At 34.4% G+C, this 14,035-nt stretch carries 11 protein-coding genes; 4 read left to right on the top strand and 7 right to left on the bottom strand.

Annotated features, from left to right (window positions below; genetic code table 11):
* Positions 1–6 precede the first annotated feature (6 nt).
* Entirely contained in the window at positions 7–690 is a 684-nt protein-coding gene (locus M0M57_RS07330; protein WP_248436532.1) for a response regulator transcription factor, read from the bottom strand.
* Positions 687–1,955, bottom strand: coding sequence for a sensor histidine kinase (locus M0M57_RS07335; protein WP_248436533.1), 1,269 nt, complete (start codon positions 1,953–1,955; stop codon positions 687–689). Before M0M57_RS07335 ends, M0M57_RS07330 begins: the two co-directional genes overlap by 4 nt.
* 175 nt (positions 1,956–2,130) lie before the next feature.
* Here M0M57_RS07335 and M0M57_RS07340 point away from each other — a divergent pair, with 175 nt between their 5' ends.
* Both M0M57_RS07340 and M0M57_RS07345 read left to right on the top strand, forming a co-directional pair.
* Positions 2,131–2,592, top strand: coding sequence for a DUF1573 domain-containing protein (locus M0M57_RS07340; protein ID WP_248436534.1), 462 nt, complete (start codon positions 2,131–2,133; stop codon positions 2,590–2,592).
* A 127-nt stretch (positions 2,593–2,719) separates the two neighbouring features.
* The gene (locus M0M57_RS07345; RefSeq protein ID WP_248436535.1) at positions 2,720–3,433 is read left to right on the top strand and encodes a 3'-5' exonuclease; all 714 of its coding nucleotides are present in this window, start codon (positions 2,720–2,722) and stop codon (positions 3,431–3,433) included.
* 26 nt (positions 3,434–3,459) lie between these two features.
* Here the strand turns inward: M0M57_RS07345 and M0M57_RS07350 are convergent, their stop codons facing one another.
* Positions 3,460–6,723: a S8 family serine peptidase gene (locus tag M0M57_RS07350; RefSeq protein ID WP_248436536.1), complete on the bottom strand. Its 3,264-nt coding sequence runs from the start codon at positions 6,721–6,723 to the stop codon at positions 3,460–3,462.
* A 189-nt stretch (positions 6,724–6,912) separates the two neighbouring features.
* Between M0M57_RS07350 and M0M57_RS07355 the strand changes: the two genes are divergently transcribed.
* Both M0M57_RS07355 and M0M57_RS07360 read left to right on the top strand, forming a co-directional pair.
* Positions 6,913–8,601 (top strand): ABC transporter ATP-binding protein, encoded by a 1,689-nt coding sequence (locus M0M57_RS07355; RefSeq protein ID WP_248436537.1) that lies wholly within the window; start codon positions 6,913–6,915, stop codon positions 8,599–8,601.
* A gap of 13 nt (positions 8,602–8,614) precedes the next feature.
* Complete coding sequence (locus M0M57_RS07360) at positions 8,615–9,004, top strand: hypothetical protein (RefSeq protein WP_248436538.1); 390 nt, start codon at positions 8,615–8,617, stop codon at positions 9,002–9,004.
* A gap of 2 nt (positions 9,005–9,006) precedes the next feature.
* Here M0M57_RS07360 and M0M57_RS07365 read toward each other — a convergent pair whose 3' ends face one another.
* From M0M57_RS07365 to M0M57_RS07380, 4 genes are all read right to left on the bottom strand, one after another.
* Complete coding sequence (locus M0M57_RS07365) at positions 9,007–10,179, bottom strand: esterase (protein WP_248436539.1); 1,173 nt, start codon at positions 10,177–10,179, stop codon at positions 9,007–9,009.
* Between the two features lie 18 nt (positions 10,180–10,197).
* Complete coding sequence (locus M0M57_RS07370) at positions 10,198–10,857, bottom strand: 3-oxoacid CoA-transferase subunit B (protein WP_248436540.1); 660 nt, start codon at positions 10,855–10,857, stop codon at positions 10,198–10,200.
* A gap of 109 nt (positions 10,858–10,966) precedes the next feature.
* Positions 10,967–11,665 carry a CoA transferase subunit A gene (locus tag M0M57_RS07375; RefSeq protein WP_248436541.1) on the bottom strand — a complete coding sequence of 233 codons (699 nt, stop codon included), beginning with the start codon at positions 11,663–11,665 and terminating at the stop codon, positions 10,967–10,969.
* 89 nt (positions 11,666–11,754) lie between these two features.
* A complete protein-coding gene (locus M0M57_RS07380; protein WP_248436542.1) occupies positions 11,755–14,034 on the bottom strand; it encodes a penicillin-binding protein 1A in 2,280 nt (759 codons plus the stop codon).
* Position 14,035 lies beyond the last annotated feature (1 nt).

Raw genomic sequence — 14,035 nt, forward strand, 5'->3', positions numbered from 1 at the left:
CAAAACCTAATCAATAAGTAATTTGAACCCAACTCTAGGAATATTTTCAATCCGAATGTTGGGTTCTTCTTTGAAAATTTTTCGCAGACGGGAAATAAAAACATCCAGACTTCTTCCCATAAAATAATCATCGGTTCCCCAGAGTTCCATCAGGATTTTTTCGCGTTTCAAGACAGTGTTTTTATTGTCTAAAAATAATTTCAACAAAGCGGCTTCTCTTTCGGTCAAATTGGTAATTTCTTTTCCTTTGGAAACGCAATAATTGGTTGGGTCAAATTCAAATGAACCAATTAAATAAGTTGAATTTGTTTTAGAAGATGTTTTTTGACTTCGATTCAAGAAAACTTCAATTTTCAACGTCAATTCTTCCATGCTGTAGGGTTTCACCAAATAATCATCGGCACCCAATTTCAATCCTTTAATTCGGTCTTCTTTCATTGTTTTTGCTGAAAGAAAAATGATCGGAATTTCCTGATTTCGTTTTCTGATTTGCGTGGCAATTTCAAAACCATCCATGTCCGGAAGCATTACATCCAATACACATAAATCAAATTCATCATTACAAAAAGCATTAAAACCTTCTTGACCGTTGGTATAATGAGCCACATCGTATTGGCTTTCTAAACTATCGGCGGTTAAAAAACCCAATGTTTCATCATCTTCAACATACAAAATTTTCTTTTTACTCATAAAATGTCTTTTTTGGGAATGAATATAGAAACCGTAATTCCTTTGGTTGGATTATTTTTGATTGAAATTTTCCAATGATGCAAATCGATGATTTTTTTCACATAAAATAAACCAATGCCAAAACCTTCAATGTCTTTTTTATTTTCTCTCGGAACGCGGTAAAATTTATCAAAAACATAATCAATATGTTGAGGTGAAATTCCGCTTCCGTTATCGGTAAACTCTAATGTAATACCTTTTTCTGTTTCAGATGATTTAATGGTTATTTCCGGATTTTCAGGACAATATTTCACTGCATTATCTACCAAATTAAACAGAATATTATTGAAATGAAATTCGTCTGCCAAAATTTTTATTTTATCTGAAACATCAATATGAATAATCGTTTTTTTGTTTGATTTAAGTAGTGTATTTTCCTTTACTAATTCAAGAATTTCTTTCAGATTGATGGTGTTTTTTTCTAATTCAATCCATTTAGCATCGCCTTTTGCAACATTTAGAATCCGTTCGATATGATGATTCAATTTATGACTTTGGTTGGTAATGATTTGCATGTATTTGGCCAATTTTGGATTGTTTTTAATTTCTTCCTGCGAAGTGGCATATTGCGAAGCAATCAAAATAGACGAAAGCGGCGTTTTGAATTCATGCGTCATGTTATTGATAAAATCGGTTTGCAGTTCAGTGTATTTTTTTTGTTTCAACAATAAAATAACTGAATAAACATAGATAATTAAAACCAATAATAAAATTCCGGTGTAAATCCAATACTGACCTAATGAAGTGATAAATTTATGTTGCAAATCGGGAAATCGAATTCCGAAATAGTAAATCAAACCTTCATTTTTTTTGAAGCATTTTTCGCATTTTTCGGGTTTTCCGGTATCGCTTGAAATGTAGCTGCCATAAATCATTTCATCGGTGGCACAATCATAAATAGCATATTCATAATCTAATTCAAGTTTTACTTTTTCAAATTCTGTTTTGAGATAATATTCTAATACTTCGTGCTCAAAAACATCATCTAAATTGACAATATAGTAATCATCGGTAATTTTTTTTACTTGATTGGTAATGGTTAATTCTGTTTTGTTATCGCGATAAATTCGTTTCACCACATCTTGTAATGCAAAATGAATTTTTTCTTCAAAATCTTTTTTCTCAAATCGATAAGCTTGCTTAAGCATAAGCAATTGCATGACCAAAACGCCCACAATACAGAGAAATCCGGCTAAGATGATGCTATTTAAACGTGTAAATTTCAAAGGTTTACTTTTTTATTTTTGACAAATCTACTCACAGAAAGGTCTAAATTTAGGTTAATAAATGCCGATTAACATCTCATTAACAAAACTTATAATGTGCTTAACAAATATCTGATTTCTTGTCAATATATTTGCTATGTTCAAAATGAATAATTAACTAATTAATATAATAAGTATGAAATCATTAAAATTATCTTTATTCGCAATTGCTGCCACAGTATTATTTTCGGTTGGTGCAACAGCTCAAGAAAAGAAAGCAGAAGTTAAACCTGCTATTACAACCACTCCTGTTGCTCAAAAACCAACTTCTCCGGTAACTTGGAAAGAAGTAACGTATGATTTTGGAGATATTAAAAAGGGAACTCCTGTATCTCACGATTTCACTTTTACAAACACAACTAAGCAAACAGTTATTATTACAAATGTAAAAGCATCTTGCGGTTGTACGGCTACAAATTATACAAAAACGCCAATTAAACCAGGAGAAACAGCTAATGTTACAGCTACTTATAATGCAGCTTCAGCTGGTGCTTTTACTAAAACAGTTACTGTTTCTTTAAATGAAAATGAAGTGCCAAAAGTACTTACTATCAAAGGGAAAGTAATTGACCCTAATCCTGCACCAATCAATCAATAATTTTCAATCTAAATTATAATTCCATTAAACCATCTTGATTTCAAGGTGGTTTTTTTGTTAAATTAAATTCTTTAATTTTTCTTACTGTTAATGCTTTTTTATATATTTATGAATAAATTGAAAAGCCATGATAGAAAAAATAAAGCTCGACAACATTTTATTTTTAGATATTGAAACCGTTCCTGAAGAAGAAAACTTCAAACTTTTGGATGAAGAAAAGCAATATCTGTTTGAATCCAAAACACAATACCAACGCAAAGACGAATTTACTCCAGAAGAGTTTTATGATCGTGCCGGAATTTGGGCAGAATTTGGTAAAATTATTTGTATTTCTGTGGGTTATTTTACAACCAAAGGTGATATACGAAACTTTAGAGTTACCACTTTTTTTGGTGATGAAAAGAAAATTCTAAAAGACTTCAGCAATTTATTAAATAATCATTTTAATCAACCACAACACATTTTGTGCGGTCATAATGCAAAAGAATTTGACTTTCCATTTATTGCCAGACGGATGATTATCAATCAAGTTGAGATTCCTCCCAAACTAAATTTATTTGGGAAAAAACCTTGGGAAGTTCCGCATATCGATACGATGGAATTATGGAAATTTGGCGATTATAAACATTTTTCTTCGATGCGATTACTAACAAAAGTGCTCCAAATTCCTTCTCCAAAAGATGATATTGATGGGAGTGAAGTGGCTTATGTTTATTATGTTGAAAAAGACATCGACCGAATCATAACTTACTGCGAAAAAGATGTAATTGCTGTTGCTCAAATTTTCTTGCGATTCAGAAGAGAAGATCTATTAATTGAAGACGAAATTATTCATGTGTAAAAAGTCTTCTGATTTGGAGCCTTTCTTTATTTTTTCAACATGATTTTCTTCATTGTTTTTACCTTTTCATTCCGAACAGAAATCAAATAAATTCCTTCTGAAAATTGATTTATATCTAATTCAATATTCGATGAATTAATTTTCTTAGATAAAATAATTCGTCCTTGTAAATCGAATAAATCAATAGTAGTTTCTATATTTTCAGACCATGAAACGGTTACTTTTCCGTTGGATGGATTTGGATAAATGAGTGCTTGAACAGAAGCATTTTCAATCAAACTAAGATTATCTTGAATCGTAATCGGAATCACAACATTAGGCAACCAACCTGATGAAGCATTTTCAATATTCACCATAAAACTATCGGTTGCTTCTTCTGTTAATGAATTTGTGTAGCTAATTTTATTTAAATTCACATCTTCTTGTGTAAAACTATCGCCAACAACCAAGTTGACCGTTTCTTTTTTCAAAACACCAAGAGAAGGCAATTCAATTAAAGTGTATGCCTGATTCATTGATGTTTCCAACGGAGTTGAAGCATTTATTTCATTCGTTAAAATAATTTTTGTGGTATTTATTTCTGTAATAATTCCGTTGTTGCTAAAACTTAAATTATTTTCAATGGAAGTTGAATTGCAAAAAGATAAACTAACCGCATTGATAACTCCGCCATCATTGTTATATTTATCAATTACATAAAGTGTCCAAATTCCATCGGCCAACAAACCATTCAAATCACTCAAAGGTTGGTTGGGTTTAATTATCCCAGAAATAGCCGGATTAGAACCACAATTCAACGTTGAACCGGAGTCGTCTATTGTTGCCAAAATGTCATCTTCGCCACCGCATGGCTCTTCAAACAAAGTGATTGATGGACTTCCAATTTCCGGAGGACCAATCAAATAAATTGACATATCCTGGACCCAAGAGTGCGAAATATCTACACTTACATTAATATCAGCAATCGTAATTCCGCCAGAAACGATAATCGGAATTGTAGCTACAGAATTGGCAACATTGTCAATAAAAGCATCTGAAAAATCAGTGGCTGTAAATTCTAATCCGCAATTAAAAATTCCGGTTTGAAAATTAGATACAAAAAAAGTAGTTGCATCACCACAACGATTACTAGGTTTTACTCGCCAATAGTAAACAGTTTGACTGTTTAAGTCGGTTACATTTACAAATGTGTTTTCGGTAGTTTCTGACCAAAATAGTGTGTTGAATGTAACTTCTGTAGAAACTTCAACAACATAATTTTCAGCATTTACATCCTCTTCCCAAGTTAAAGTTGCAGAAGTAGCAACATCTATTTGTCCATTTGAAGGTGAAATAGTATCAATCAATTCAAATTCAGAACTCAATACTTTTAAATTCACGTACCTTGTTTCAGATTCATTTGTGTTGGAAGCTACAATGCCAATTGAATAATTTCCGGGTTCAACAGCTGATAAATTAGATACAATTAGTTCAAAATTTCCACTGTTACTTAACGTTGTCTCGCTTAAATTTGTAACTGCACCTTCCGGAATATCTATCACAGAGAAAGAAACATTTCCACTTTCATTACTGGTAAATGTGAATGAAAAAGTAGCATTTTCACTCGAACAAACGGTTTGGTCATAGCCAAGCGGAACAAAACCAAAGTCAGAATCAATTCCGGAAATAATAAGCGAATAGTCTTGTTTATTGGTTTGTAAAGTTCCTTTATGTGAAATAGTAAGGGTATAATCGCTACCATTGGCATTGTCTATCATAATTGTTTCAACCGTATCTACAAAATTATCTCCGTTTCTAAGTGCAAATTGTGCCGCATTTGCTTGCAGTCGCCAAGGATAAAAAGTGCTTGAACCTTGTGTAATTCTTATGTCTAAATCATGCACAATTGCCGGTGTTGGGTCGTTCAAAGTTCCTGTATTGGCAATGCCCGGAATATCGGTCCAACAAATGGTAGCCACTAAAGGTTGTCCGGCAATTGATTTAATTGTTTTGGTATAAACTTGATTTTGCGTTAGACTTTCTTCTGAAATCCAAGTGTTTAAACCGTTATTTGAAATGGTATTGGCTGCGGTTTTAGCATTAAGTAATCCCCAACCAAAAATTGCATCTGGACCCGGGTTTCCTGCATCATCTGCTGTATGACAAGCCAATCCTTTCAGAGTGGCCGATTTCATAAATTTTTGATATAAATTATTGTGATGTTGCTGCAATAAAATTAGCGTTCCCATCACGTTAGGACTTGCCATCGAGGTTCCGGATAGCGTAGTGTAGTCTTCATCGCCACTGCTATTGGTTGAATAAACACCAGTTCCGTTGCCGGTAATATCGGGTTTAATTCGTAAATCGTCCGTTGGGCCTTCGCTACTGGCAGAATTTATATTAACCGAAATTAAATTTCCGTTACTATCAATTTCAGCATCTTGACCGTTGGCTACCACTAAATTGTTTTTGCCATTTTTATGTCCGGTCAGTTTATCGTAATCAATTGTGGTAGGATTTTCGTTTACAATATTTCCGTCATTTCCAGCCGCAACAACCATTAAATAGTAAGGAGAAACATAGTGAATCATATCCCATTGAAGAGCATCTTGCGAATAAGCTCCGGCATACCAACTTGGAACATTAAATAATCGTGTTCCATACGAATGATTAGAGAGCAAAAGCCCGTTTTGAATTTCTCCCAACACTTCTGCTTCATCTTGCGTCCAATCAAATGTTTTAATGGTTGCTTGAAACGCCATTCCTTTTGCGTCAAAATCCACTCCGCTGGCTCCAACTGTTCCTGTTACATGCGTTGCGTGAAAACTGTTTCCATTGAGTTCGATTGCACCGTCTCCCACAGCCATTCTTCCTCCAAATTCTTGATGAGATGTTCGCGTTGGACCTCCATCCCAAACACCACCAATCATTCCTTGTCCGTTGAGATTTAATCCTAATCCGCCACCGGAATGTAATTGATTGGCTCGTGTGGAAATTGCGGCATTAATGTTGTTAATAGAAAAATATTTTGGTTTTCCATCAGGAAACAAACCCATTAATTCGTCTACACTTCCGTCTGCATTTTTTTTGAAAACTTCCAATTGATTAGCTTTAGCAGAAAAAAGAGCTTTTTCTTTTTCTACTTTTGCTTTTTCAGAAAGTTCCAATTGCAATTGCTTTATTTTTGGTAGATCATATTGTTCTAACAAAGCTTTTTTCTGTTCTTCAGTCTGACCAATAACGGAGAATGAAAAGAGCAACAGAAAAAAACGTAAACAGAAGCCAATTTTTGATATGTAGCGGTTTTTCATTAGTTGATGGGGAAATTTAATGATTCAAAGATATAAATTTAATTTTTTCTACTGATTTACTTAAAAAAATATACATTATTTAACAATGGTTGAGTGTTTAAAATATCAATTCTATAGTGTAATCTCTTTTAAATTACGAAAAAAAGTAATTTTCAGATGTAAATAAAAAAAATGGATTAATTTTAAACAATGGAAAACAACATTCTTTTATCGGTAAAAAAACTAACTATTTCTTTTAAAAAAGAGAAAGAATTTGTGCCTGTTGTTCACGGTTTAAGCTATGATTTATATGAAAACGAAATTGTTGGTATTGTGGGAGAATCGGGTTCAGGAAAGTCGGTTTCTTCGCTGACAATAATGGGTTTACTTCCTCCAAAGATTTCAAAAATTACTAATGGAACAATTGTTTTTAACGGAAAAGAAATCACAAATTTATCGGATAAGGAATTCCAAAAAATAAGAGGGAACGACATTGCGATGATTTTTCAAGAACCCATGAGTTCGTTAAATCCTTCCTTAAAATGCGGTTTTCAAGTAGCAGAAATTTTAGAAAGACATACCTCCTTGTCCAAAAAGGAAATTAAAAAAGAAGTAATTTCATTATTTGAAAAAGTGAAATTGCCCAATCCGGAAGAGCTGTTTAACAAATATCCACATCAAATTTCTGGCGGACAAAAACAACGCGTGATGATTGCGATGGCAATTGCTTGTAAACCAAAAATTTTAATTGCCGATGAACCTACAACTGCTTTAGATGTTACGGTTCAAAAGGAAATCATTCAATTATTGAAGGATTTGCAACAAGAAACCAAGATGAGTATTTTGTTTATTTCTCACGATTTGTCATTGGTCTCAGAAATTGCCAATCGGGTTTTGGTAATGTATAAAGGGGAAATTGTGGAACAAGGAAATGCCAAAGCCATTTTTGAAAATCCGCAACACAATTACACCAAAGCTTTAATTGCTTCCCGACCGTCGTTGGAATTTCGGCTAAAAAGGCTTCCGACAATTCAGGATTTTTTAAACGAAACAAGTAAAAGCGAAATTGTTTCTGCCGAAGAACGAAAAGAAAATCAGGAAAAAATATATGCAAAAGCTCCTCTTTTGGAAGTAAAAAATGTAGAAAAAGAATATTTGTCAACGGTTGGTTTATTCGGAAAAAAACTGTCTTTTAAAGCTGTTAATGATGTAAGTTTTAAAATTTACGAAGGCGAAACAGTTGGTTTGGTTGGCGAATCCGGTTGTGGAAAATCAACATTAGGCAATGCCATTTTGCAATTGGATAAAGCAACTGCCGGACAAATTTTTTACAAAGGAAGCGATATTACAAAACTGAATAAAGATGAAATCCGAAAACTCAGAAAAGAAATTCAAATTATTTTTCAGGATCCGTATTCCTCGTTAAACCCGAGAATTCCAATCGGGAAAACGATTATGGAACCCATGAAAGTACATGGTTTGTATAAAAATGATGCCGAACGAAAAGCAAAAGCCATCGAAATATTGGAGCGTGTGGGATTAGGCGAAGATTTTTTTAACCGTTATCCACACGAATTTTCCGGCGGTCAACGGCAGCGTATCGGAATTGCTCGTACCATTGCTTTGCAACCCAAGTTGATCGTGTGTGACGAATCGGTTTCGGCGTTGGATATTTCTGTTCAAGCTCAGGTTTTGAATTTATTGAATGAACTAAAAGAAAATTTTGGATTTACCTATATTTTTATTTCCCATGATTTGGCAGTTGTAAAATATATGAGTGATCAAGTTTTGGTGATGAATAAAGGAAAAATTGAAGAAATGGCTGATGCGGATGAACTGTATGCCAATCCAAAAAGTGCTTATACTAAAAAATTAATTGAAGCGATTCCGAAAGGATAAAAAATAAAAATTTATGTTATTTACAGCAACGTTTTCTGAGTTTTATGAACAATTTAAAATCAGTCTTTCTGATGGAACTTTTGCCAAACTTACTTTTGCCAAAACCATCGGCAACACCGAATTAAAAAACATCTTTATTCGACCCATTTTAGAGGAAAACGAGTTGAAATTAGAACTAAAATTCCGTTTTCAAAGAGAAGAATTGTTTGAAATACATACTATTGATAGTGCTTTTGATCGCTTGCTTCCTTTTATCAATAATCCGTTTTTATCGGTTATTCTATTTACTACAGAATTTGATTTGACTTATAAATTAAACAAAAAGAGAGTGGTGAGTGTGACCGATCAAGCACCTACTTTTGGTAATGCGAATGAGGTTTTGTTGGCATTTTTGAATAAATGAAATTATCTAAATAATAGAGGTGCAAATTCTGAAAGATAATCTCGCCAGTTTGACCAAGTATGTCCACCTTCTGATTCTTTGTAGGTATATTTGAAATTCATCGAATTAAGTAGATTTCTAAAATCGGTGGCTTCTTTGTATAAGAAATCTGTTTTGCCAATGGCTTTCCAATACAATTTATAATTATTCTCTTTTTGAGCTTTTAGCTTTTTTTCGATGTTTAAATACATTTCACTCTCAGCTTCTTTAGGTTGAAAAAGAGCCGCCGAAAACACGCCCATATAATCAAATGTTTTTGGATAATTAGCAGAAATAATGATGGTATGAAATCCTCCCATCGATAACCCTGCAATAGCTCTTGATGATTTTTCTTTTTTTACACGGTATTCCGATTCAATAAATTGAATTACATCGCCGAATGCTTTTTCGGTGTTTCCCGAAAACATATCCGGTTGAATAAATTCCGGGGTATAAAATCCTTCTTTAGACTCTCCTGGTGCTGCTGATTGACTGGCATTTCCGTTTGGCATGACAACTAGCATTGGTTTTGCTTTTCCTTGGGCAATTAGATTGTCTAAAATTTGAGCAGTTCTTCCCAGGGTTATCCAAGCCTCTTCATCGCCACCTGCTCCATGCAATAGATAAAGAACAGGATAATTTTCTTTGCTTTTTTCATATCCGGGCGGAGTATAAACCGTTAATCTTCGGTTCATTTTTAAAGTTGGTGAATCGTACCATCGTTTTGAAACTGTTCCGTGAGGAACATCATTCACTTTATATAATTCGGCTTTTCCGCTTGGAACAATAAAAATATTGACAACAGTTGCTACATCTCTACTAAAATGAACATTGTTTGGGTCATTTATAGCCAAACCATCTGCTGTAAATTTATAACTGTATAATTCTGGCTGAAGAGTAGAAGTCGTAAAAGTCCAAATTCCTTTTTCATTTTTTTTCATTTCGGTTTTTCCTTCGCTCAAACCTTGTTGAAACAGAAAATCTCCTTCTAAAAATACTTTCTTTGCATTCGGAGCTTTAAAACGAAATGTGACGGTATTGTTGCTATGAACTTCAGGTGAAATAATTTTTTTCTCACCCGAAAAATCTACATTTTCCTGAGCATAAATGATTGAAAAGCAAAGTGAAATAAGCAGCGAGTACGTGGACTTTTTCATTTTATTATTTTGTAAATTTTAATCCAAAATCATCTCCGGAATTTCACCCTCTACAATCAATGTTCCTTCTGTGGCTTTGATAATTTCTTCTACAGAAACACCGGGAGCTCGTTCAAGAAGTTTGAAACCTTTTGAAGTAACATCCATTACGGCTAATTCGGTGACAATTTTTTTAACGCAGCCAACACCCGTTAGCGGAAGCGTACAATTTTTTAAAACTTTTGATTCACCTGCTTTGTTCACGTGCATCATGGCTACGATGATGTTTTCGGCTGAAGCCACTAAATCCATTGCTCCACCCATTCCTTTTACCATTTTTCCAGGAATTTTCCAGTTGGCAATGTCGCCGTTTTCGGAAACTTCCATCGCACCTAAAATCGTTAAATCTACTTTTTTGCTTCGTATCATTCCAAAACTGAAAGCCGAATCAAAAAAGGAAGCTCCTGGCAACGTGGTAATGGTTTGTTTTCCTGCGTTGATGATATCGGCATCTTCTTCGCCTTCAAACGGAAATGGTCCCATACCAAGTACGCCGTTTTCACTTTGAAATTCGACCGCAATGTCGTTTCGAACAAAATTGGCAACCAATGTCGGGATTCCAATTCCTAAGTTTACGTAGTAACCGTCTTTTACTTCTTTTGCAATGCGTTTTGCAATTTGATTTTTATCTAAAGCCATTTTTTAATGTGTCAATGAGTTAATGTGTCAATTAGTCAATGAGTCGATGTGTGTCAATTAGGGAAGATGGCAATGAATTGTCTCATTGCCATATTGTCCCATTGACATATTACTTTTGTCTAACTGTTCTTTGTTCGATTCTTTTTTCAAACTTTTCGCCTTGAAAAATTCGGTTCACCATAATTCCGGGAATGTGAATTTGATTGGGGTCTAATGTTCCGGCGGGAACTAGTTCTTCCACTTCGGCAATGGTAATTTTAGCCGCACCAGCCATACACGAATTGAAATTTCTAGCGGTTCCTTTAAAAATTAGGTTTCCGGCTTCATCGCCTTTCCATGCTTTTACGATGGCGAAATCAGCTTTGTAGGCTTCTTCCATCACATACATTTTTCCATCAAATTTTCGTATTTCTTTATTGATGGCAACTTCAGTTCCAAATCCGGCAGGAGTGAAAAAAGCTGGTATTCCGTGTTGTGCAGCTCGACATTTTTCGGCTAATGTTCCTTGTGGCGTGAGTTCAACATCTAATTCTCCTGAAAGCATTTGACGTTCGAATTCGGCATTTTCTCCAACATAAGATGAAATCATTTTTTTGATTTGTTTCTTTTGAAGCAATAATCCTAATCCAAAATCATCCACACCGGCATTGTTTGAAATGCAAGTAAGGTTAGAAACACCCATTTTTACTAATGCTGCGATGCTGTTTTCCGGAATACCGCAAAGGCCAAAACCTCCGAGCATAATGGTCATATTATCAGTGATTCCATCAAGAGCTTCTTGAACAGAATTTACTTTTCGTGTAATCATATCGTTTGTTTGTTTTCGAATTTTAAAGGTATAAAAAAATGGGCTTTTTGCAAAGTCCATTCTTTTATAATTATATTTATGTGGATTTTCTAAAAATTAAATTCATCTAAATCTTGATCAAAGTCTAATGTGTCTTTTGTTGCTTTCCAACAATCAACCTTCACTGTAATGTTTTCTGGTCTTTCAAATGGATCTTTAGAGACATTAAGTTTTTTGTCTTTATAACATTTATCCATATAAATTCCCCAAATAGGTAAAGCCATTGTAGCACCTTGTCCCATAGCAGTAGTGTTGAATCGGGCCGATCTGTCTTCACAGCCTACCCAAACGCCGGTGCATAAATTAGGTACAAATCCCATAAACCAACCATCGGAATTATTTTGAGTAGTTCCTGTTTTTCCGGCAATTGGATTCTCAAATTTGTAGTCATATGTTCTAAAACCAGCTCTTCCTCCGCGAAGGCGGGTTCCGGTTCCATCTTCAGTAACCCCTTCCATCAACTTTACAACTGCATAAGCAATGTCTTGACTAAGCACATCGTGACTTTCCGGAATGTTTTCGTAAATGATATTTCCGTTTTTATCTTCAATACGGGTAATCATTTGCGGTTTTATATAGATTCCTTTATTGGCAAACGTGCTAAAAGCGGCAACCATGTCATGAACTGTAATTTCAACAGCACCAAGACAAATGGAAACTTGTTCCGGGATATCCGCAGTGACACCTAATTTATGTGTTAAATCGATAACAGCTTTGGGCCCGGTTCTATCAATTAACTTAGCAGAAATGGTGTTGATTGAATTGGCCAATGCTTTCTTTAAATTTATCATTCCACGGTATTTTCCATCAGAATTTCGCGGAGTCCAATTAGCACTAACATTGTGTCTTCCTCTTGGAATAGTAAATGGAGAATCGATAATTGAATCACAAGGAGACATTCTTAATTCTTCTATAGCTGTGGCATAAACAAACGGTTTAAAAGTGGATCCAACTTGTCTAGCACCTTGTCCGGCATGGTCGTATTGAAAATGTTTATAGTTGATTCCGCCCACCCAAGCTTTTACATGTCCGGTTTGAGGTTCCATCGAAATCATTCCGCTTCTTAAAAAATGTTTGTAATAACGGATGGAATCCATTGGAGTCATGATGGTATCGCGTTCACCTTTCCAAGTAAAAACCCGCATTTCGGTTTTTATGTCAAACGACTTAATGATGTCTGCTTCACTTTTATCTTGAGCTTTCATCAATCGCCAACGTTCAGAGTTTTTCATGGCTCTTTTTAGCAATTTCTCCGTTTCATCGTCGGTAATTTTGTAAAAAGGAGCGTTTTTATTTTTCTTCTGACTTTTAAAAAATTCTACTTGAAGATTTTTTAAATGTTCATGCACAGCGTCTTCGGCATGTTTTTGCATTCGAGAATCAATGGTGGTATAGATTTTTAAACCATCGTTATAAATATTGTATTCTGAACCATCGGGTTTTTTATTTTCTTTCACCCATTTTTTCATATAATCACGAAGATATTCTCTAAAGTAAGTAGCGATTCCTTCTAGATGACCCTCTGGACTAAAATCTAAAACGATTGGTTTTTTTTCTAATTGTGCTTTTGCTTCCGGTTCTAAAAAGTTGTTTCTAACCATTTGGTTTAGCACAGTGTTTCTTCTGTTTAAAACCAATTCTTTTCTTTTTTCTCTCGTTGGATTGTAAAGAGATGGATTTTTTAGCATTCCAACCAACAAAGCACTTTCTTCAATGGATAAATCTTTCGGTTCTTTGCCAAAATAAACTTTAGCGGCTGATTTTATTCCCACCGCTGTATTAACGAAATCTGCCCTATTTAAATAGAGTGCAATAATCTCATTTTTAGTATATTGACGTTCTAACTTGGTGGCAATAATCCACTCTTTAACCTTTTGAACTAATCTGAAAAGAATAAATTTAGAACCTTCACCATGAAATAGAAGTTTTGCTAATTGTTGTGAAATAGTACTTGCTCCACCATCTGCTCCAAGTTTTAAAGCAGCACCAATTAATCGTCTTCCATCAATTCCTGAATGCTCATAAAAACGTTCATCTTCTGTTGCTACTAATGCATCAACAAGGTGTTTTGGTAATTCATCAAACGTTACAGGTGAACGGTTTTCGCGGTAAAATTTACCCAAAACCACACCATCTGAAGAAATTATTTCTGTAGCTAAATTTGAATCTGGATTTTCCAATTCATCAAAACTTGGCATGGAGCCAAATAGCCCGAAGTTGGCAAAAACAAAAAACAAGAAGACACCTGCTAATCCGATGAAAAATACTTTCCAGAATTTTTTTTGATAGTAACTGATGTCTTTAACGGTAGAATTTTTTTTCTTAGCCATA

This window comes from Flavobacterium azooxidireducens (genome assembly GCF_023195775.1).
Lineage (GTDB): Bacteria > Bacteroidota > Bacteroidia > Flavobacteriales > Flavobacteriaceae > Flavobacterium > Flavobacterium azooxidireducens.